The 21,178-nt window shown below is 58.4% G+C and carries 14 protein-coding genes and 2 tRNA genes; 11 read left to right on the top strand and 5 right to left on the bottom strand.

Features of this window, described 5'->3' with window-relative positions:
• Window positions 1–228: 228 nt before the first annotated feature.
• On the top strand, window positions 229–1,215 hold the full coding sequence (locus tag F7D08_RS04435; RefSeq protein WP_152209479.1) for a TerC family protein: 987 nt from the start codon (window positions 229–231) through the stop codon (window positions 1,213–1,215).
• A gap of 166 nt (window positions 1,216–1,381) precedes the next feature.
• Complete coding sequence (gene pyk, locus F7D08_RS04430; RefSeq protein ID WP_152209478.1) at window positions 1,382–2,824, top strand: pyruvate kinase; 1,443 nt, start codon at window positions 1,382–1,384, stop codon at window positions 2,822–2,824.
• Between the two features lie 183 nt (window positions 2,825–3,007).
• On the opposite strand, the gene F7D08_RS04425 is transcribed toward pyk, so the two are convergent.
• Window positions 3,008–3,604, bottom strand: a complete 597-nt coding sequence (locus F7D08_RS04425; RefSeq protein WP_152209477.1) for an NUDIX domain-containing protein — start codon at window positions 3,602–3,604, stop codon at window positions 3,008–3,010.
• Between the two features lie 249 nt (window positions 3,605–3,853).
• Here F7D08_RS04425 and F7D08_RS04420 point away from each other — a divergent pair.
• From F7D08_RS04420 to glgX, 6 genes are all read left to right on the top strand, one after another.
• Window positions 3,854–3,927, top strand: a tRNA-Leu gene (locus tag F7D08_RS04420).
• Between the two features lie 76 nt (window positions 3,928–4,003).
• Window positions 4,004–4,792, top strand: a complete 789-nt coding sequence (locus tag F7D08_RS04415) for an ANTAR domain-containing response regulator (RefSeq protein ID WP_152209476.1) — start codon at window positions 4,004–4,006, stop codon at window positions 4,790–4,792.
• Entirely contained in the window at window positions 4,782–7,682 is a 2,901-nt protein-coding gene (gene polA / locus F7D08_RS04410) for a DNA polymerase I (protein WP_152209475.1), read from the top strand. The genes F7D08_RS04415 and polA overlap by 11 nt, the downstream gene beginning before the upstream one ends.
• A gap of 36 nt (window positions 7,683–7,718) precedes the next feature.
• Window positions 7,719–8,630, top strand: a complete 912-nt coding sequence (locus F7D08_RS04405) for a Nif3-like dinuclear metal center hexameric protein (protein ID WP_193316189.1) — start codon at window positions 7,719–7,721, stop codon at window positions 8,628–8,630.
• Window positions 8,631–8,698: 68 nt separating this feature from the next.
• The gene (locus F7D08_RS04400; protein WP_152209473.1) at window positions 8,699–9,376 is read left to right on the top strand and encodes an NUDIX hydrolase; all 678 of its coding nucleotides are present in this window, start codon (window positions 8,699–8,701) and stop codon (window positions 9,374–9,376) included.
• Between the two features lie 72 nt (window positions 9,377–9,448).
• Window positions 9,449–11,572 carry a glycogen debranching protein GlgX gene (glgX, locus tag F7D08_RS04395; protein WP_193316196.1) on the top strand — a complete coding sequence of 708 codons (2,124 nt, stop codon included), beginning with the start codon at window positions 9,449–9,451 and terminating at the stop codon, window positions 11,570–11,572.
• Window positions 11,573–11,713: 141 nt separating this feature from the next.
• Here the strand turns inward: glgX and F7D08_RS04390 are convergent.
• A tRNA-Pro gene (locus F7D08_RS04390) sits at window positions 11,714–11,787 on the bottom strand.
• 223 nt (window positions 11,788–12,010) lie between these two features.
• On the opposite strand from F7D08_RS04390, the gene F7D08_RS04385 reads away from it, so the two are divergent.
• The 3 genes from F7D08_RS04385 to aroA all read left to right on the top strand — a co-directional run bounded on the left by F7D08_RS04385 (window position 12,011) and on the right by aroA (window position 15,259).
• The gene (locus tag F7D08_RS04385; protein ID WP_152209471.1) at window positions 12,011–13,183 is read left to right on the top strand and encodes an ABC transporter permease; all 1,173 of its coding nucleotides are present in this window, start codon (window positions 12,011–12,013) and stop codon (window positions 13,181–13,183) included.
• A gap of 97 nt (window positions 13,184–13,280) precedes the next feature.
• Window positions 13,281–13,829: a type 1 glutamine amidotransferase domain-containing protein gene (locus F7D08_RS04380; protein ID WP_152209470.1), complete on the top strand. Its 549-nt coding sequence runs from the start codon at window positions 13,281–13,283 to the stop codon at window positions 13,827–13,829.
• A gap of 95 nt (window positions 13,830–13,924) precedes the next feature.
• A complete protein-coding gene (gene aroA, locus F7D08_RS04375; protein WP_152209469.1) occupies window positions 13,925–15,259 on the top strand; it encodes a 3-phosphoshikimate 1-carboxyvinyltransferase in 1,335 nt (444 codons plus the stop codon).
• A gap of 86 nt (window positions 15,260–15,345) precedes the next feature.
• Here aroA and F7D08_RS04370 read toward each other — a convergent pair whose 3' ends face one another.
• The 3 genes from F7D08_RS04370 to F7D08_RS04360 form a co-directional block, all read right to left on the bottom strand.
• A complete protein-coding gene (locus F7D08_RS04370; protein ID WP_152209468.1) occupies window positions 15,346–16,575 on the bottom strand; it encodes an acetate/propionate family kinase in 1,230 nt (409 codons plus the stop codon).
• 239 nt (window positions 16,576–16,814) lie between these two features.
• Entirely contained in the window at window positions 16,815–18,485 is a 1,671-nt protein-coding gene (gene pta / locus F7D08_RS04365) for a phosphate acetyltransferase (RefSeq protein ID WP_152209467.1), read from the bottom strand.
• A 202-nt stretch (window positions 18,486–18,687) separates the two neighbouring features.
• Window positions 18,688–21,165: a phosphoketolase gene (locus F7D08_RS04360; RefSeq protein ID WP_152209466.1), complete on the bottom strand. Its 2,478-nt coding sequence runs from the start codon at window positions 21,163–21,165 to the stop codon at window positions 18,688–18,690.
• Between the last annotated feature and the right edge of the window lie 13 nt (window positions 21,166–21,178).

Raw genomic sequence — 21,178 nt, 5'->3', positions numbered from 1 at the left:
CTGACCGCTGGCTGGCTATGACATGTGTTGCGCGACACACTCAAGGCCGTTCGGCCTCGCTCCGGCGCGTGCTCGCAAAGCCTAGCACGCACCTGCGCTGCTTACGGTCGCGCAACACATATCACAGCCAGCCGGCTCTTTGATGCAAATTTCGGCAGCCACGACCACCTGGCGGTCAACGCAAGTGGAACGCCCAGCCGTCAACTACATAAGTTAGGGTAGTGAATCATGGCAGAAACCCCTCTTGCATTTGAAATCGCCACGTTTGTGGTGCTCGCGCTGTTCTTCATCGTCGACCTGTTCATCATCGGCCGACGACCCCATGTGCCATCCACCAAGGAATGTGTGCAACACATCGCGTTCTTCGTGGTCATGGCGCTGATCTTCGGCGGTTGCATCTGGTATTTCGCCGGATCCAAGCCCGCCATCGAGTTCTATTCGGGATGGCTGACTGAATATTCGCTGTCCATCGACAACCTGTTCGTGTTCGTCATCATCATGTCGAACTTCGCCGTGCCGAAGAAGATTCAGAAGTATGTGCTGTCGGTGGGTATTACCATCGCATTGATTTTCCGTGGCCTGTTCATCCTCATCGGCGCCGCATTGATCTCCCGCTTCACATGGGTGTTCTTCATCTTCGGCGCATTTCTGATCTACACCGCCATCAAACTGGTCATCGGTGGTGACGAGGATGAGGAATATCACGAGAACGGTCTGATCCGTACGCTGCGCAAGGTCATCAAGATCACCGACGAGTATGATGGCGAGAAGCTGCGCACCACGCGCAACGGTGTGCGCTACTGGACCCCGATGCTCATCGTCTTCCTGACCATCGGAACCACCGACGTGATGTTCGCCTTTGATTCCATCCCGGCCATCTTCGGTCTGACCAAGGATCCGTTCCTGGTCTTCACCTCCAATGTGTTCGCTTTGCTTGGTCTGCAGCAGCTGTACTTCCTGCTGGGCGCCCTGCTGGACAAGCTCGTATACCTACCGGCTGGTCTGTCCATCGTGCTGGGCTTCATCGGCGTCAAGCTCGTGATGGAAGCCCTGCATGGCAATACGCTGCCGTTCATCAACGGCGGCCATGGTGTGCACTGGGTGCCTGAGATTCCGACTTGGTTGTCGCTGGCCGTGATCGTCGTGGCAATTGGCGGAGCGGCCATCGCGTCCGTAATCAAGATGAAGAGCATGGAAAAGGTCGAGAAGGCCTGATTTCACGAGGAATTCAATACCTCGAAACCCAATCGGCACAACAATGTGAGCGCTCACAACACACCGGGTGAAAAACTTGTCATGCGTCGGTGAGCGCTAGTAGACTATTGCTCGGCAAGTGAGGCTTCACGCCTCGAACCACATCAAAAGGAATAGGCAGGCATTCATGCGTAAAGCCAAGATCGTAGACACTATCGGTCCCGCTACCGAGGATTACGACAACCTCCTCAAGCTCGTCGAAGCTGGTATGGACGTTGCTCGTCTGAACCGCTCCCACGGCACTCCCGAGGATCACCTCCGCGTCTACAACAACGTCCGCAAGGCCAGCAAGGAAACCGGTCGCAACGTCGCCGCTCTCGTTGATCTGCAGGGTCCGAAGATTCGTTGCGGTTGGTTCAAGAAGAACGCTGAGGGCGAGGACAAGGTCCAGCTTCAGCTTGGCCAGGAATTCATCATCACCACCGACGACATCGAGGGTGACGAGCACATCACCTCCACCACGTTCAAGGGCCTGCCGGGCGATTGCCATCCGGGCGACCCGATTCTGATCGATGACGGCAAGGTCCGTCTCGAGGTCACCAAGGTCGAGGGCAACAACGTGCACACCAAGGTCGTCGTGGCTGGTCCCGTGTCCTCCCACAAGGGCATCAACCTGCCGGGTGTCGCCGTCTCCCTGCCGGCTCTGACCGAGAAGGATGAGGCCGACCTGCGTTGGGCCATCCGCACCGGTGCCGACATCATCGCCATGTCCTTCGTGCGCTTCGCCACCGATATCGACCGCGCTCACGAGATCATGGACGAGGAAGGCCGCCGCATCCCGATCGTTGCCAAGATCGAGAAGCCGCAGGCCCTGGAGAACCTCGAAGACATCGTCAAGACCTTCGACGGCGTGATGGCCGCTCGTGGCGATATGGCCGTCGAGTGCCCGCTGGAAGAGGTTCCGCTGGCCACCAAGCGCATCATCGAGCTGGCCCGCCAGTACGCCAAGCCAGTCATCGTGGCTACCGAAGTCCTCGGCTCCATGGTGAACAACCCGGTCCCGACCCGTGCAGAGGCTTCCGACTGCGCCAACGCCGTCCTCGACGGCGCCGACGCCACCATGACCTCCAACGAGACCGCCGTCGGCAAGTACCCGGACGTCACCGTGAACACCATGGCTCGCATTTCCGGCTACGCCACCGATCACGGCTTCGATCGCATCCCGGAGCTCAAGAACCTCGACATGTCCTCCACCGGCGCTGTGTCCTCCGCTGCCGTTGACCTGGCTGACAAGCTCAACGCCAAGGCCATCGTTGCATACACCCAGACCGGCTCCACCGTGCACCGCGTCTCCCGCGAGCGTCCGGCCGCCCCGATCTACGGCATCACCAACAACGAGCACACCTACCACTGGCTGGCTCTGTCTTGGGGCACCGAGGCCTTCCTGACCGAGGAAGACTACCACGACAAGTCCCGCAAGGATCTCATGGTCTTCACCGACAAGATCCTCAAGGAGGCCGGCAAGGTCGTTGACGGCGACAAGATCGTCATCCTGAGCTCCGCCCAGGGCGATCACCAGCCGGGCCGCACTGACTCCATCTACGTCCACACCGTTGGCGCTTGCGACTGATTGCCGGTTGCAGCCCTCGGCGGTAAGCCGTAGAGTGTAGAGCATACTGAAAGAGGTCTCATCCATCTGGATGAGACCTCTTCGTATCGGTTCGTATTGTTGCGTGCCTGCTGTGCGCTATAGACCGCGCGTCACGGTGCCTGCGGTACCTTATGCGCGCGGGCTTTCAGCCAATGGCGTGTTCTAGTCGTTGAGATGATCCAAGCTGCCGCTCTTCAGACGCAGAATGGCAATAATGGTCTTTGCGTCGACAATCGTGCCATTGAGAATCATTTCATAAGCCTCGTCCACGGTGACCAGGCGAACCTCGGAACGTGGCGTTTCCGGTCCAATGGACTGGCGTGATGCGGTGGACAGGCCTGTGGCGAAGAAGATGCAGGTGTGCTGCGTGGAATAGCTTGGCGTGTTCAGGAAACGGGTGAATTGGGTGAGCTTGGCCGCCTCATAGCCGCCTTCTTCGGCCAACTTGCGCTGCGCCGCCTCGAACGGGCGCTCCGAACCAGCGGCATGGCCGCCCGGGATTTCCAACGTCCAACGATGATTGGCGACACGATACTGCTCCACGAGCGGAATCTTGCCATCGCTGGTCAGCGCGAGCACGGCAACCGTATCCCCGCTGTTGTCTTGAATGCAGTACCTGTCGAACTGACCGCCTTTGGCTGATTCATAGGTAACATGATCGATATTGAAGTAATGGGTCTCCACGATCTGCTTGCGGGCTATCTCCTTGACAGGAGACGGGCGCCAAGGATCAAATTGACGGTACGTTTCGCTGCTCATAATCCCTCCTCACAAAGGCATCCATCGAAACTACGCTTATTCTAAGGCGCGATATTTCTCAATGCCTGAGGCAACACACGCAAGCGGCGACATATCGCGAAAAGTTTTTGCAGCCGTCACAAATACATGTTTTCCAAGGGTTACAGTGGCTTTGCAAGACGAGAGTCCTGACAAAAGTCAGCGGAAAATGCGTGTCTTGGCACCATAGGTCGAATTCGTATGCTAATCTCTCGAAGAGTGCTTTGGCACGCCCTCGTATCCCAATTGGTAGAGGAAGCAGCCTCAAAATCTGCGCAGTGTGGGTTCGAGTCCCACCGAGGGCACTCTTCACAGTGGCATTCGCCGAATGCATACGGCTTATGCCAATAACATCGAGGTTCTCACAGGAAAGAGGTTGGCATGGCTGCAAGGAAGAGGTCTGAGGAACCGAGCATCAATGTGGACGAGGTGCTCACCGACGAGGAGCTGAGGGCCGCAGCCGCTGACGAGGATGTTTCCCAAGAGCGTAAGGAAAAGCCGGCAGACGCGCCGCGTACCGTCGTCGTGGCTGAGGATGAAGCCGTGAACCGTATGGATCTGGTTGCCATGCTTGAAGACAACGGCTACGAGGTCGTCGGCCAGGCGGCCAATGGTGAGGAAGCCGTCGAACTGACCCGCAAGTATCGCCCGGATGTGGTGTGCATGGATGTCAAGATGCCTCGCATGGATGGCATTGCGGCAGCAGGCATCATTTGCGATGAAAACATCGCCCCTGTGGTGATGCTCACCGCATTCTCCCAGACGGATCTGGTCAAGAAGGCCACCGGCGCGGGCGCTATGGCCTACGTCACCAAGCCGTACGAGGAATCCAAGCTGCTGCCTACCCTTGAAGTGGCCATGGGCCGTTTCGCCGAGATCAATGATCTGCTGGATAACGTCGAACGCAGCGAGCAGAAGCTGCGTGAGACCGCGGATCAGCTGAAGGAAACGGAAGAGAAGCTCAAGAAGGCCGAGGACTCCCTGGAGGAGCGCAAGCTGGTCGATCGCGCCAAGGGCCTGCTGATGGACAAGGCGGACTTCTCCGAACAGGGCGCATTCCGCTGGATTCAGAAGACCTCCATGGATCAGCGCATCCCGAAGAAGCGCCTGGCCCTGGCCATCATCGCCAAGTACGGCGATCCGAAGCCTTCGAACTCGGATGAGCGCTGATATTCAAGCGCCTTCAAGCGCGGCGGCCAACGAAACACTGCTCGTTGTAGACGGTCATTCGCTGGCTTTCCGCGCTTTTTTTGCGCTCCCGGTAGATAATTTCAGCACTTCCGAAGGTCAGGCCACGAACGCGGTATGGGGCTTTGCCTCCATGCTCGCGCAGGTCATTGACACTGAAAAGCCTGACCGACTTGGCGTGGCTTTCGACGTCAAAGGCGGTACCTTCCGTAATACGATGCTGCCGCAGTACAAGGGCACCCGCGAGGCGGCTCCGGAAGAACTGCTGACCCAGCTGCCGCTCATTCAGCGCATGCTTGAGGCGCTTGGCGTGACGTACATCGAAAAACCTGGTTATGAGGGCGACGATATCATCGCCACGCTCGCCTCGATGGGAGACAAGGCCGGCTACCGCACGCTGGTACTGTCCGGCGACCGCGATGCCTTCCAGCTTGTGAATGATAACGTCACGGTGCTGTATCCAGGCCATCATTTCAAAGACCTGAAGCATATGACGCCGCAGGCCATCATGGAGAAATACAAGGTCACTCCGGCGCAATATCCGGATCTGGCCGCTCTGCGAGGCGAAACCACCGACAATATCCCCGGCGTGCCCGGCGTGGGCGACGGTTTTGCAGCCAAATGGATCAACCAATATGGCTCATTGGATGGCATCTGCGAACATGCCGATGAAATCGGCGGCAAGAAGGGCGAGGCCCTGCGCGCCAATATCGAGCAGGTCAAGCTCAATCGCAAGGTCAATGCCCTTGTGCGGGATGTCGAACTGGGCGTAAGTCTGGATGATCTCGGATTCGGCGCGGTCGATATCGCACAGGTCGATGCGCTGTTCAAGGAACTTGAATTCGGTTCGCGCACCAAGACCCGTGTGCTGAAAACCTTCAACACCGGCAGTTCCGGCAGCTCCGGGACTCAGGCCATCTCCAAGACGAGCCCCGCCTCATCGGCATCGGAAACCGAATCCGTGGAGGCCGAGGAGGGCGTTGCGGCGCTTCAGCCACCACACGTCGAGCACATTGCGACGGCGGAACAATTCGAAACGTGGGTCGGAGAACACCGTCCGCAGATCAACGTGCCTCGGGAAATCGCGGAATTCAAACCCGGGGATTATTCCGAGCAGGCCGATCGCGGAATCTCCTGCGGCACCGCGGTGAGTCATGCTTGGACGGTGCATGCGTGGGGCGATGTCCGCCCAGGGCGAGTCAAGACGCAAGCGTTGGCTGTGGCCGTGGCGCAGTCGGCGGTGATCATCGAATCACCGGTCGACGATGCGCTGAAGCAGTCGTTGGCGGCTTTCTTCGCGGCCGAACACGGCAAGACCATCGTGTACGGATACAAGGAGCTGCTGCACGCATTGGGCGGCATCGGCTTGGACCTGCCGCTGCCGATGTTCGATGCCAAACTCGCGGGATACTTGATCCAGCCTGATTTTCACGCCGACGATCTGAATCAGGCCGTGGAACATTTCCTTGACATCCATGGTGAGGACACGCAACAGCCCGCACAAGGCACATTCGACTTTGGCGACGAGCCGGCAGCCGCCGACGCGGATGAGCAGCGCGCGCATGACCTTGCCGTGGTACAAGCGCTGACAGCGCATTTCAGGCCGATGATCGACGAACGTGAGCAGTACTGGCTCATGAAGGCCATCGAGCTGCCGGTATCACGCGTGCTGCATGATATGGAGCGAACAGGCGCCAAAGTCGATGTTTCCCGGCTGACCGCAATGCGCGACCAGTTCGCCGAGGATGCTCGCTTCGCCCAGGAAGAGGCATGGAGGCATGCCGGCGCCGAGATCAATCTGCAAAGCCCGAAGCAGCTGCAGAAGGTGCTGTTCGAAGACATGGGGCTCAAACCCACCAAGCGCACGAAATCAGGCTCGTACACCACGAATGCCGCGGCATTGCAGAGCCTGTACATCAAATCGTTTGATAATGAGCAGGCCAATGGATTCCTCGGCGCGTTGCTCCGACACCGTGAAACCAACAAGCTCAAGCAGATCGTGCAAACGCTGATTGATTCCATCAATATGAAAGACGGACGCATTCATACCACGTTCGAGCAGACCGTGGCGGCGACCGGCCGTTTGAGCTCCGTGGACCCGAACCTGCAGAACATTCCCAACCGGAATGCGGCGGGACGGGAGATTCGAGGCGTGTTCGTGCCCGGTGAAGGGTACGAGGCGCTGATGAGCTGCGATTACTCGCAGGTCGAATTGCGCATCATGGCGGATCTGTCCGGCGACGAAGCGCTCATCGAAGCGTTCCGCTCAGGAGCCGATTTCCATAAATATGTGGCTTCCATGGTCTATAAGCTGCCGGTCGACCAGATCACCAATGATCAGCGCACGCATGTAAAAGCCATGAGCTATGGCCTCGCGTACGGTCTGAGTACCTACGGTCTTGCCCAGCAGCTCAAGATTGCCCCGCGCGAGGCCGAAGCCCTGAAGAACCGGTATTTCGAAACCTTCGGCAAAGTCCATGATTATCTGGAATCCCTGGTCTCCAGCGCTCGGGAGAAAGGCTACACCGAAACCATCTTCGGCCGCAGACGGTACTTCCCTGCACTGCGCTCACTCAACCGAGTGGCGCGTGATGCAGCGGAGCGAGCCGCGTTGAACGCGCCGATTCAAGGATCCGCAGCCGACATCATGAAGATCGCCATGGTCCGGGCCGATCAGGCGCTTCACGAAGCCGGTGTCCGCAGCCGAATCATTCTGCAGATCCATGACGAACTGGTGGTGGAAATCGCACCAGGGGAAGGCGAGCAGGTCACCGAACTGGTGAGGAACGCCATGGAACATGCCGTGGATCTCGCCGTGCCGCTCGATGTGTCCTGCGGTATGGGCGCGGATTGGCAGCTTGCCGCGCATTGATGAGCAGTCGATGAGTGGTCGGCTACAATGAGCCGTATGCCGAATCTCAAGCAAGTCATCGATGTCCTGGAAACGCTATATCCGCTGCGCTATGCCGAGCAATGGGATGAGCCGGGGCTTATCGTCGGCGATCTGAGCCATGAGGTGCGTCATATCGTCGTCGCAGCCGACCCTACTTCGGCGATTGTGGACAAAGCCATCGAAGCCGGTGCGGATCTACTAATCACCCATCACCCGCTGTTCTTCCGCTCGGTGCATGAAGTAGGCGGTCTGGGATTCCGCGGGGACATCGTCCGCAGACTGTACGGTCATGGCTGCGGTCTATGGGTCGGCCACACCAACGCGGATTCCGCATGGCGCGGCGTCGGACAGGCCGCAGCCGATTTCCTGAAGCTCGAACATCAGCGTCCTCTGGTACCCATCCAAGACGCCAATGCCGGGCATGATGTGGGATTGGGCCGAATCGGCACGTTGCATGAGCCGATGACGCTCAGGGATTTCGTCTATCGTGTATTCGATACGGTATCCACACGTGGCATGCACACCGAACTTGGTGTTCAGGTATGCGGGGATCTGGAAGCGCCGGTCCAAACAGTGGCGGTGCTTCCCGGCTCCGGTGACTCGCTGTTCGACGAGGTGCGTGCCGCAGGCGTGGATGTGTATGTGACCAGTGACCTACGGCATCACCCCACCACCGATGCCATTGAACAGGCGCGTTATGAGGCCCGTATGCGTGCTCAGGGCATCGCCTTGGGGCAGGGGAGCGCGCAAGCCCGCCCATACCTCATCAATACGCCACATGCCGCCATCGAATCCATATGGTTCAACTATGCCCTCGAAGATGTTCCGCAGGCCGTGGCGCAGGCGACGGGGGAGCATGTCACCATGCAATGGATTCGAGACACGACCGACCCGTGGACGCTGTCTATCACAACATCGCAGGTGTGAACCACTACAGTGGTATTTCGGGCATCATTCATCGGCTGTCTCAGCAGTCGCCTAGCCAAGGAGATGACGTGTTCGGCCATAATAAGCAGGAACAACTGGAACATAGGCTTGATCGCAAATTGAACGCCAGCTCCGATGGCATAGACATGGACGTGCCGGCCGAAGTGGTGAACACCGCCACCGTCTACACCGGGCGCATATTCCATGTGGATGACTTGACGCTTGCCCTGACCGATAAGCAGGGCAACAAACATGAGATCAGTCGTCAGGTGTTGCGGCATGCCCCATGCGTGGTGATGCTGGTGCATGACATGTCCACCGACCGCTATCTGATCGAACGCGAATACCGCGCCGGCTCGGACATGTTCGCCTATGGGCTTCCCGCCGGCCTGATGGATGAAGGCGAAGACATTCTCGATGCCGCCTTGCGGGAGCTCGCCGAGGAGACCGGTGTGGTGCCGGACAGGAACACGATGGGCGTCGACTATGTGGGGGACTTCTATTCCTCGGAAGGCATGACCGACGAATTGGCGCACATCATGGTGCTGCATCTGGGGCCGTTCAAACAGGAGGCACGACACTTCGACCCTGATGAGCACGTGGAATCCGCATGGATTCCCTGGAGTGATTTGACCGCCACGCGCATCACCGCGTCCAACTCCATGATCGCCATCCAACATGAGGCATTGCGTCGTCTGATCGCCAAGCACGCCGATGATGACAATAAGCCGACCTTGTTCGCCTGACGTTCAACTCCAACAGACTTTAGTAACACAAGAAAGTGGGATACTGTAACTATGCAGATCAGACCTGGATCAATGTATCCGCTGGGTGCCAGCTATGATGGCGCCGGTGTGAATTTTGCGCTGTATTCTCAGGTTGCGCAAAAAGTGGAACTGTGTCTTTTCGATGACGACGACAATGAGACTCGCGTCGAAATGACCGAACAAAACTCTTATGTGTGGCATAACTACATTCCCGGACTCCAACCCGGACAACGATATGGCTACCGCGTATACGGTCCGTATGACCCGGTGCACGGCTTGAGATGCAATCCGAACAAACTGCTGCTTGACCCGTACGCCAAGGCGATCGAAGGCAACATCGATGGTGATGAAAGCCTGTTCTCCTACTGGTTCAAGAGCCCGGACGACAATTCCGCAATGAACACCCTTGATTCGGCGGCGCACACGATGAAGTCCGCCGTGATCAACCCCTATTTCGATTGGGGCAACGACCAGCATCCATACATTCCCTACCATGATTCGGTGATCTACGAAGCCCATGTGCGCGGCATGACCAACCTCAACATGGACGTGCCGCCGGATATCCGCGGCACCTACGCCGGCCTCGCCTACCCAAGCGTCATCGAATACCTGAAGAAGCTTGGTGTCACCGCCATCGAACTCATGCCCATCCATCAGTTCGTCAACGACTCCTTCCTGCAGGAGAAGGGACTGTCGAATTACTGGGGCTACAACACCATCGGCTTCTTCGCCCCGCACAACGCCTACTCCAGCTCGGGGGAGCGCGGCGAGCAGGTCAACGAATTCAAATCCATGGTCAAGGCCTACCATCGTGCCGGCATGGAAGTGATCCTCGACGTGGTGTACAACCACACCGCCGAAGGCAACCATATGGGCCCCACCCTGAGCTTCAAGGGCATCGACAACGCCTCCTACTACCGACTGGTGGACGGCGACCCGATGCATTACTTCGACACCACCGGTACCGGTAACTCATTGCTCATGCGCTCGCCGCACGCCCTGCAGCTCATCACCGATTCATTGCGCTACTGGGTCACCGAAATGCATGTGGACGGCTTCCGCTTCGATCTGGCGGCCACCCTGGCTCGCCAGTTCCAGGAGGTCGACAAGCTTTCCGCGTTCTTCGACATCGTGGAACAGGATCCGGTCATCTCCCGCGTCAAGCTCATCGCCGAACCATGGGACTTGGGCTCCGGCGGTTATCAGGTTGGCGGCTTCCCCTCCAGCTGGTCCGAATGGAATGGCCGTTTCCGCGATACCGTCCGTGATTTCTGGCGTTCGCAGCCATCCACGTTGCCTGAATTCGCATCCCGATTGATGGGCAGCTCCGATCTGTACCAGGTCAATGGCCGCCGCCCGGTGGCATCCGTGAACTTCATCACCGCACACGATGGCTTCACCATGAACGATCTGGTGAGCTACAACGAAAAGCACAACGACGCCAACGGCGAAGGCAACCGAGACGGCGAATCCAACAACCGCTCCTGGAACTGCGGCGTGGAAGGTGCCACGAACATTCCGGATGTCATCGACCTGCGCCAACGCCAGATGCGCAACATGTTCTCCACGCTGCTGCTCAGCCAGGGCATCCCGATGATCTGCGGTGGTGATGAGGTATGCCGCACGCAGCAGGGCAACAACAATGCGTACTGCCAGGATAATGAGATTTCCTGGACCAACTGGAATCTCAACAAAGACCAGAAGGGCATGCTGAAATTCGTCTCCAAGCTCATCCATCTGCGTCTGAACCATCCAGTGCTGCACCGTCGCCGCTTCTTCACCGGCCGTGAGCCCGGCGACGATTCGAACAAGATCCCACAGGTGGAATGGTTCGACCACACCGGTTCCATCATGGATATGGACGACTGGCAGAACACGCACGCCTTCTCCATGATGATCTACCTGAACGGTTCGGACATCCCCGAAGTCGACTGGTACGGCAACCGCATGGTCGACAACGACTTCATCCTGATCTTCAACGCGCACTACGAGCCGATCATGTTCACCCTGCCGGACGAACGCTATGGCCGCAAGTGGCAGCTGATTGTGGACACGCATAATCCGGACGGTCCGGAACTGAGCTATGAGGCTGGTTTCATGATCACCGCGCAATCGCGCAGCTTCATGATGCTGATGAGCGCCAAGAAGCCCGAAAAGCCGTCATTGGGCTTGTAAAGGCCGACGGCAAGGAAGGCCCGCTACCGATTATTCGGTAACGAGCCTTCCTATATGGCCATCGGAGAAAATCGGATAAACCGTTTTTCAGGCCGAGATAAGAAAAAGCCCTACTTCCCAAGCGGGAGTAGGGCTTTGAAGTCGGGCTAGCGGGATTTGAACCCACGACATCCTGCTCCCAAAGCAGGCGCGCTACCAAACTGCGCTATAGCCCGTATGCGGTGAAACCTTGGAACAGCTTCAGAGCACAAACCAACATTGTACAGTATGGGTGGACCGGGACACGGGATACAATGTCATATTGGGCATGAATGGCTCGCATAGCGAGGAGAACAGCAGAAAAATTTGGACCCGTTCCGCGGGGAACCAAATGATTTCCGCTGGAGAAAAGAACATGCGGCGGCAACGGGCCGAATCCTAGGAGGTGCGAAGGGAATCATGGGGCGTCATCAGCGTTCGGAGACATCCGGACTGATTTCCTTCGTCGTCTGCGCCGTAGCAGGTGCCGTCATCATGAACTTCTACATGGAGTATGCGCCAGCAATCTGGCAGCTTACCCAACGCCGATTCATGGTGTGCTCCGGCATCGTGGCAGCCTGTGGCGTGATCTCATTCATCGTGGGCTACTCGCGCAAATCCCGTTCGCTGAACCTCAAGAACGGTTGGCTCGCTCCCATCCGACGCATCGTGGAAATCGTGGCGCTCTCCGTGGTCTACGGCTCCACCATATTCCTTTCCTCGTTCGCCCTGATCGGTGCGGCGAACGATATGATGGGCAACGCCATATTCGCCGGCTACATTTCCAGCGTGTGCGCCGGATTCGCCGGGGTGGTGGGATACATGACCTTCGTGCAGGCGGAGATGATGAACGCCAAAACCATAGCCAGCCTGCTGCCGTTCTTCGTCATCTCCGGCGTGGTCACCGCAGGCGTCACCACCGACGATCCGTACTGGTATCACAACAACTTCTCCCAGCTGGGCGACCGTACCACGTTCGCGGCGCGTATGTTCAATTCCACACTGATGCTGGCCGGAACCTGCATCATCATCGTCAGCTACTTCGCCATCTCCGAACTGGTGACCACCGAACGTCTGCAGCGTCTATGGCATGACCGTACGAAAGCCGATCCCAACCGCGGCTATATGATTCCGCACTTCATGGCCCGCATTGGTGTGCTCTCCGTGCTGCTCACCATATCCGGACTTGCGTTCATCGGCATCGGCGCATTCCGTTATACGCCGCACAACCTCATGCATAACATCTGTGCCAAAGGCCTGCCGTTCGTAATGTTGCTGCTCTTCGTACTATTGCCGTGGCTCGCTCCGCGCATCTCCAAAGCAGTGATGGTCGCCTCAGATCTTGCTGCACTCGTATGTGCGGCATTCTGGGCCAATATGATGATGGGACACAATACGCTCACCAATGTAGAGGCACTCGCCGGCCTGATGTTCCTTGGCTGGTTCATCGTGTTCTCCCGCCAAATCGCCGCCATTGAAGCCGATCGTGTGGAAGCGCAGCTGCTGCATGCTCAGATGATGGAAAATGGGCTGGAACAGCATCACGCTCAACAAGAGCCGACAATCGAATCTCGTATTGCGGCCGATCGCTGACCGTCGATACGTTATCGTTATGTTCTTTACTGGCTCAACCGCCGCCATTGACGCATAATGGATTGCGGAAACAAGCCACTGCAATCAAGGAGGAACTATGGCTGTGGAGAACGCCAAGGTACTGATCATCGTCAACAACTGGGGTATCGAGGAAACCGAGCTGACTCGTCCGCTGCGTGATTTGAAGGCGGCCGGTGCCAAGGTGACGCTCGCCGCGACCACGCTTGACCCGTGCGAAACCGTGCAGCATGACCGTTACGAAGGCGAGACGCTGACCCCGGACGCACGTCTTGCCGATGTGCAGGCCGCCGACTATGACCTGCTGGTGGTTCCTGGCGGCACCTGCAACGTCGACCGCATCCGCGTGAACGAGGATGCCATCACCCTGGCACAGGAATTCGCCCACGAAGGCAAGCCGATCGCAGCCATCTGCCATGGTGCATGGCTGCTGGTCAACGCCGACCTGATTGCAGGCAAGACCGCTTCGCCATGCCGCTACATCGCAGCCGACATCGAGAACGCTGGTGGCCACTATGTCGATAAGCAGCTGACCGTCGACGATGCGAACGGCTGGAAGCTCATCACCTCCCGCAAGCCCGACGATCTGGACTACTTCGTCGGCGCCATCAAGGAGGCGCTTGCCTGATCGTCGCTTGAGGGATCGTGAGGAACGGCTGCGCCCGGCATCCAATGCTGGACACAGCCGTTCTTTCATACCTGAAGCTTGATAGATTGACTTCTATGACAGAAAACACGAATCTTTGGCCAGCACCGCTTGCCATGCAGCCATTGGAAGCCACAGTAACCGTGCCAGGTAGCAAATCATTGTCGAATCGCTACCTGATTCTTGCGGCGTTGGGCTCCCAGCCGGTACGACTTGTGGGGTTGTTGCGTTCGCGCGATACCGATTTGATGATGGGGGCACTGGAAGCACTTGGCGTGCATTGCGAAGTCGATGCCGACGTTGAAACCACGGTAACGGTGACTCCTCCCGCAGGTGGACGTTTCCGCGGCAACACCGACCTGTTTTGCGGCCTGGCCGGCACGGTGATGCGATTCGTGCCGGGCCTTGCCTTGTTCGCTGACGGTCCGGTGCATTTTGATGGCGATGAACAGGCGTATGCCCGCCCGATGAAGCCGGTGCTGGACGGTTTGGAACAGCTGGGTGCCACGGTGGAATACCACGGCGAAATCGGCAAACTGCCGTTTACGATCACTCCGCCGGCGGCGTTGCCGCAGACGCGTGCGCATGTGAGCATTGATTCTTCTGGCTCTTCGCAGTTCATTTCCGGTCTGTTGCTGATCGGCTCCCGACTGCCCGGTGGTTTGACATTGCAGCATACGGGGGAGAAGACCCCGAGTCTGCCGCATATTCGCATGACCGTCGCTGACGTGACTGGTGCCGGCGGCGAAGTGCACGCCGACGAAACAGCCCGCACTTGGACGGTGGAACCGCGTGCCTTGCAGTTGCCGGATACAGTCACGGTTGAGCCTGATTTGTCCAATGCCGCACCGTTCCTCGGTGCTGCACTGATCGCCGGCGGCACTGTACGCGTGCCGCACTGGCCGGAAACCACAACACAGCCGGGTGGTCTGCTTCCTGGTTACCTTGAACAGATGGGGGCTACGGTAGCCTTCCCAGTGATTGACGATGTCCGTTATTGCGAAGTCACTGGGAACGGTACTGTGCATGGGCTTGGAACCTTTGATTTGACCGCCGCCGGTGAGATTGCGCCATCCTTGGCTGCAGTTTTGGTGTTTGCGGATGCGTCAACGGACATGGTCGGCATTGGGCATCTACGTGGCCACGAGACGAATCGATTGGCGGCACTGGTGGCTGAGATTGCGCGAGTGGGCGGCAAAGCTGAGGAATTGCCGGATGGATTGCGCATTGAACCGGTGCCTGCAGAACAGTTACGCGGAGCTGATATGGAAACGTATGCGGATCACCGCATGGCGACCTTCGCGGCGATGCTGGGCTTGCGTATTGTTGGCATCAAGGTGAAGAACGTTGCTACCACGCGCAAGACATTGCCGGACTTCGTCGGCATGTGGAACGGCATGCTAGGGGAGTAATACGAAGCCACTGTAGTTATGCAAAAGCCCTGATGATTCGATATGAACCATCAGGGCTTTTAGCTTAGTGAATCAGCAGTTCAGACTCACTTGGCGAACTTGTTGCCGTAGGTGTCCTCGCTGGCCTCCGCGATGGCAGCGGACTTGCGGGCGATGGCCAGCTCCTCGTTGGTCGGAATCACGGCGATGATCACGGAGGAGTCCGGGGTGGAGATGACGCGCGGCTCCTTGGAACGGGTGGCGTTCTTCTCCTCGTCCAGCTTGACGCCGAACGGAGCGAGCTTGTCGCACACCATCTTGCGCACGATGTCGTCGTTCTCGCCAACGCCAGCGGTGAAGGTGATCACATCGCAGCCACCCATCTGGTAGGTGTAGTTGCCGATGTAGCTGACGATGCGGTGCACGTAGACATCCAGAGCCAGCTTGGCGTCCTCGTTGCCCTCGGCCACCAGACGGTGGACCTCGCGCAGATCGCCGAAGCCGGTCATGCCCATCATGCCGGAACGCTTGTTGAACAGGGCATCCAGCTCGTCCACGTTCATGTGGGCGTTACGAATCAGGTGGAAGACCACAGCCGGGTCGATATCACCGGTACGGCCGCCCATCACCAGACCCTCGAGCGGGGTCAGGCCCATGGAGGTCTCAACCGGCTTGCCGGAGATTTCAGCGGAAGCGGAAGCGCCGTTGCCGATGTGCAGAACGATTTGCTTGAGGCCCTCAGCCGGCTTGCCGATGACTTCCGGCACCACGGAGGAGATGAACTCGTGGGAGGTGCCGTGAGCGCCGTAGCGGCGGATGTGGTACTGGTCGGCGATTTCCTTGTTCAGCGCGTAGGTGCTGGCGGCCTTCGGCAGCTGGAAGAAGAAGGAGGAATCGAAGACGAAGATCTGCGGGACATCCGGCAGCAGAGCGCGCATGACTTCAGCGCCCTTGGCCTCCGGGCCGTTGTGCAGCGGAGCGAGCACGGCCAGATCCTTGACCTGGTTGATGGTCTTGTCGGTGACCAGAGCCGGCTTCGGGAAGAGGGAACCGCCCTGCACCACGCGGTGACCGACAGCGACGATGCCTGCATCGGACAGCTTCGGGCCGTACTCCTCGAAGAAACCGAGAACGCGCTTCAGACCCTGCTCGTGATCGTGGATCGGCTCTTCGAGCTCATGCTTCTCGCCGTTGTACTCGTGCTTGTAGTGGCCGTCGATCGGTTCGCCGATCTTCTCGACCAGACCAGAAGCCAGGCCTTCGCCGGATTCGAGGTCAACCAGCTGGTACTTGATAGAGCTGGAACCGGAATTGATGACAAGGACGGTTTTCGCCATTGTGGGCATCCTCCATTGTGATATGTTTCAGTCCCGCGAATACGCGGGTTACCGTTGATTAGATTACTCGCTACTTGCTACAAAATGTTGATTGCAATTGGAACGTGGAAAGGCTGGGGGATGCGATGCGGGACACACTCAAGGCCGTTCGGCCAAGCTTACGGTCCTGCATCGCATCCCCAGCCTTCCCACTCTGCTTTCAGCAAAGATACCTAAGAAACTAGTTGCTGAATAATTGGTTACTGGGCCTCGATGGCGGTCAGCGCGATGGTGTTGATGATGTCCTGCACCAGGGCGCCGCGGGACAGGTCGTTGACCGGCCTGTTGAGGCCCTGCAGCACCGGGCCGATAGCCAGGGCGCCTGAGGAACGCTGCACCGCCTTGTATGCGATGTTGCCTGCGCACAGGTCAGGGAACACGAATACGTTGACGTGGCCGGCAACGTCGTTGCCCTTGGCCTTGGTCGCGGCGACGGTGGGGGACCAGGCGGCATCGAACTGGATGGAACCCACTGCCGGCAGGTCCGGGGCCTTCTCCTTGAGCAGCTTGGTGGCCTCCTCCACAACGTCCACGTCGGGGCCCTTACCGGAACCGAGCGTGGAGTAGGAGAGCATGCCGACCTTCGGGTCAAGGCCGAAGGCTTTTGCGGTTTCGGCGGATTGCAATGCAATCTCGGAAAGCTGTTCGGCATCCGGGTTCAGGTTGATGGCACAGTCGGCGAACACGGCCACATGGTCCTTGAAGCACATGAGGAACGCGCCGGAAACTAGCTTCTGTCCGGGCTTGGTCTTGATGACCTGCAGCGCCGGGCGAACGGTGTTGGCGGTGGAATTCACCGAACCGGATACCAGACCATCGGCATATCCGAGCACAACGAGCATGGTGCCGAAGTAGCTGGCATCCGTCAGCTGCTTACGGGCCTGTTCTTCGGTCATACCCTTCTTCGCCCTGAGCTCGCACAGCTTGGCGACCATTGGCTTCAGAATGTTCTCATCATCCATGGCCTGGAAGCGGGCACGCTCGAGATAGTTCAGGCCAAGTTCCTTACCGCGCGCCAGAATGGCTGCCTTGTCACCCACGATGATGAGATTCACGATTTCGCGCTCAAGCAGGTAATCGGCCGCCTTGATAATGCGATCTTCTTCGCCCTCCGGTAGCACGATGGTCTTTTTGTTGCTCTTGGCCCTGCCCAGCAGTTCGAATTGGAAGGAGTATGGGGTGGTAGGCGGATTGAAGTCCACATCAAGTGCAGCAAGCACTTCTTCGGTGGGAGCGTATTTGCGGAAAGTCTCCAGGGCCAGGGTCTTGCCGGATTCGTCGGTGAACGCTACTTGGGGCAACGTCCAAACCGGAAGGCCGTACTTAGCCAGCGTCTCTTTGACCGATACGGAATGACGGGTTTCGCATCCGGTCACAAAGATGCCGAGCACCTTGTTGCCCGCTGCTTCCATGCCTTCAATGGAGAGCTTGACGGTTTCGTCCAATTCATGCGGCCACCGGTCGATGGTGCAGACGGCGAGGAAGACTCCTGCCTTAAGATCGGCCGCAACGTTCGCATTGAATTCATAGCTGGTCGGATCGTTGACATGGGACTTATCGGTACCGACGATTAAGGCGGCGTCAGCGCGGGCAACCTCCATGGCATCGTTGAATGCGCCAACGATATCTCCACGTGCAGTGTCCTTGTCGGCGCGCACTTTGTGCACATCAAGACCTGTGGAGAGCGTCACGCCGAGGCCCGCATTGGATGCGGAGAGCAGAATCGGAGTGAAATCATCATGGTTCGACACGGCAGGGCGGAACACGATGGTCTTGTACTTTGAAGTCAGTGCATTGAGCACGCCGTAGGCCACAACGTTGCGGCCATTAGCGCCTTCCGGGCTGGCGATATATACGCGAGTAACGGTCACTTTGGTCTGTCTCCTTTGATGATCAAGCAATTAGGACCACACATCATTGTACTGACCATTGTTACCGTTCACGCGTAGGACGCGAAATGATTGCGGGAAGAATGCTGAAAACATGACTGAAGGTGTGACCATATGCAAAAAGGGCTTGGGATAATCCCAAGCCCTTTTCTAAGCCGTTAGGCTAAACCTCAGAGAGAGGAAATCACTCGTTGTCGCCAGCGGTTGCGGCGGTAGCGGTGACAGCACCCTTCTCGGAGGTGTTGAGGCCGGAGTACACCCAGTCGGTGTAGTCCGGGTGATCGTAGCCGTTGTCGACTGCGAACTGGAAGGCTTCCTGACGGAAGGCCTCGAGCTCGTTGATCTTGTCGGCGTACTTGTCGGCGTCGATCATGCGCAGAGCCTCAGCGGTCAGCTCGTAACGATCGATCTCGTTCACGCGAACCATGTCGTACGGGGTGGTGGTGGAGCCCTCCTCCTCGTAGCCGTGGACGTTGAAGTTGTCGTGGTTCGGGCGATCGTAGATCAGGCCGCGCACGTCGTGAGCGTAGGAGTGGTAAGCGAACAGGACCGGCTTGTCGGCGGTGAAGATGTCAGCGAACTCTTCATCGGACAGGGCCTCGTCGTTCTCCTTGGCGGACTGCAGAGCGAGCAGGTCAACCACGTTGACGACCTTGAACTTGATGCCCATGGCCTTCAGCTTGTCGGAAGCAGCCATGATCTCCTGGGTCGGGACATCGCCGGCAGCGGCAAGAACAATCTCAGCCTCGTCGTTGGACTTAGCGGTGGAAGCCCAATCCCAAGCGGCAGCACCCTTCTCGAGCTCGGCGCGAGCTTCGTCGAGGGACAGCCAGGTGGCAGCCGGCTGCTTGCCAGCGATGATGGCGTTGATCTTGTTGGTGGACTTGTAGCACTTCTCGGCGATGGCCAGCAGCATGTTCGCATCGGTGGCGAAGTAGATGCCGATGACGTGATCGTTGTGGAAGCACTTGTTCAGCAGCAGGGAGGTGACACCCGGATCCTGGTGGGAGAAGCCGTTGTGGTCCTGACGCCAGACGTGGGAGGAAACCAGCAGGTTCATGGAGGCGATCGGCTTACGCCACGGAATCTCGCGGACGGTAGCCTCAAGCCACTTGGCGTGCTGGTTCAGCATGGAGTCGATCACGTGGACGAAGGACTCGTAGGAGCTCCAGATGCCGTGACGACCGGTCAGCAGGTAGCCCTCGAGGAAGCCTTCCATCTGGTGCTCGGACAGCTGCTCGACAACCTGGCCGGAGACGTGCATGTGCTCGTCGACCTCATCGGAGATGTAGCCAGCGTCCCACTGCTTGTTGGTGACTTCGTAGGAAGCCTGCAGACGGTTGGAAGCAGTCTCATCCGGTCCGAAGATGCGGAAGTCGTGCATGTTGTTCTTGATGATGTCGCGGGTGTAGACACCGAGACGACGGGTAGCCTCGAGCTGGCCCCAGCCGTGGCCGTACTTCTCGACTTCCTTGACGGCGTAGTCTTCGAGGTTCGGCAGCTTCAGGTCGTCGCGGATCAGACCACCGTTGGCGTTCGGGTTGGCACCGATGCGCAGCTCGCCCTTCGGCATGAAGGCGGTCACGTCGGACTTGACGGCGCCGTTCTCGTCGAACAGCTCTTCCGGCTTGTAGGACTCCAGCCAGTTCTTCAGAACTTCGAAGTGAGCCTCGGTATCGCGGGCGGAAGCCAGCGGCACCTGGTGAGAACGCCAGGAGCCTTCGGTCTTCTTGCCGTCGATGTACTTCGGGCAGGTCCAGCCCTTCGGAGTGCGGAAGATCAGCATCGGGTAGAACGGACGGTGCACGTTGTCGGTCTGGGCGGTTGCCTTGATGTCGCAGATCTCGTCCCAGATGGTCTCCCACAGCTCGGCGAAGCGACGGTGGATGGACATGTGGTCCTCATCGTCGAAGCCGGCGACGAACTCGTACGGCTCGTAGCCCATGCCGTGGAAGAACTCGTGCAGCTCTTCGTCGGAAATGCGGGACAGGATGGTCGGGTTGGCGATCTTGTAGCCGTTGAGGTGCAGGATCGGCAGCACGATACCATCGGTGCGCGGGTTCACGAGCTTGTTGGACTGCCAGCCGGTAGCCAGCGGGCCGGTCTCAGCTTCGCCGTCGCCGACGATGGCCGGGACGAACAGGCTCGGGTTGTCCATGATGGCGCCGTAAGCATGGGACAGAGCGTAGCCCAGCTCACCGCCTTCGTGGATGGAGCCCGGGGTCTCCGGAGCGAAGTGGGACGGGATGCCGCCCGGGTAGGAGAACTGACGGAAGAACTTCTGCAGACCAGCCTCGTCCTTGGTGATCTTCGGGAAGGTCTCGGTGTAGGTGCCGTCCAGGTAGGACTGGGAGGTACCAGCCGGGCCACCGTGGCCCGGGCCCATGATGATCACGGTGTTCTGGCCGTGGTCAGCGATGAAGCGGTTGATGTGGCCGATGAGGAAGTTCAGGCCAGGGGTGGTGCCCCAGTGGCCGACCAGACGGTGCTTCACGTCTTCGCGAGTGAAGGGCTCCTTCATCAGCGGGTTGGAACGCAGATAAATCTGGCCGATGGAAAGGTAGTTGGCAGCGCGCCAGTACTTGTCAACACCTTCGAGGGCTTCCTCGGAAACCGGAGCGTTGAGCTTCTTCCAAGGGGTGCCAATAACAGGACTCGTCATGTGTACTCCTGTA

It is taken from the genome of Bifidobacterium cebidarum, from assembly GCF_009193305.1.
GTDB lineage: Bacteria > Actinomycetota > Actinomycetes > Actinomycetales > Bifidobacteriaceae > Bifidobacterium > Bifidobacterium cebidarum.
The sequence above is the reverse complement of the archived record's forward strand: the minus strand, read 5'-3'. Positions and strand labels throughout refer to the sequence as shown.

Excerpts from the sequence above, each read along its gene's own strand:
- F7D08_RS04435 (WP_152209479.1), top strand. The coding sequence starts at position 229 with ATGGCAGAAACCCCTCTTGCATTTGAAATCGCCACGTTTGTGGTGCTC.
- pyk (WP_152209478.1), top strand. The coding sequence starts at position 1,382 with ATGCGTAAAGCCAAGATCGTAGACACTATCGGTCCCGCTACCGAGGAT.
- F7D08_RS04425 (WP_152209477.1), bottom strand. The coding sequence starts at position 3,604 with ATGAGCAGCGAAACGTACCGTCAATTTGATCCTTGGCGCCCGTCTCCT.
- F7D08_RS04415 (WP_152209476.1), top strand. The coding sequence starts at position 4,004 with ATGGCTGCAAGGAAGAGGTCTGAGGAACCGAGCATCAATGTGGACGAG.
- polA (WP_152209475.1), top strand. The coding sequence starts at position 4,782 with ATGAGCGCTGATATTCAAGCGCCTTCAAGCGCGGCGGCCAACGAAACA.
- F7D08_RS04405 (WP_193316189.1), top strand. The coding sequence starts at position 7,719 with ATGCCGAATCTCAAGCAAGTCATCGATGTCCTGGAAACGCTATATCCG.
- glgX (WP_193316196.1), top strand. The coding sequence starts at position 9,449 with ATGTATCCGCTGGGTGCCAGCTATGATGGCGCCGGTGTGAATTTTGCG.
- F7D08_RS04385 (WP_152209471.1), top strand. The coding sequence starts at position 12,011 with ATGGGGCGTCATCAGCGTTCGGAGACATCCGGACTGATTTCCTTCGTC.
- F7D08_RS04380 (WP_152209470.1), top strand. The coding sequence starts at position 13,281 with ATGGCTGTGGAGAACGCCAAGGTACTGATCATCGTCAACAACTGGGGT.
- aroA (WP_152209469.1), top strand. The coding sequence starts at position 13,925 with ATGACAGAAAACACGAATCTTTGGCCAGCACCGCTTGCCATGCAGCCA.
- F7D08_RS04370 (WP_152209468.1), bottom strand. The coding sequence starts at position 16,575 with ATGGCGAAAACCGTCCTTGTCATCAATTCCGGTTCCAGCTCTATCAAG.
- F7D08_RS04360 (WP_152209466.1), bottom strand. The coding sequence starts at position 21,165 with ATGACGAGTCCTGTTATTGGCACCCCTTGGAAGAAGCTCAACGCTCCG.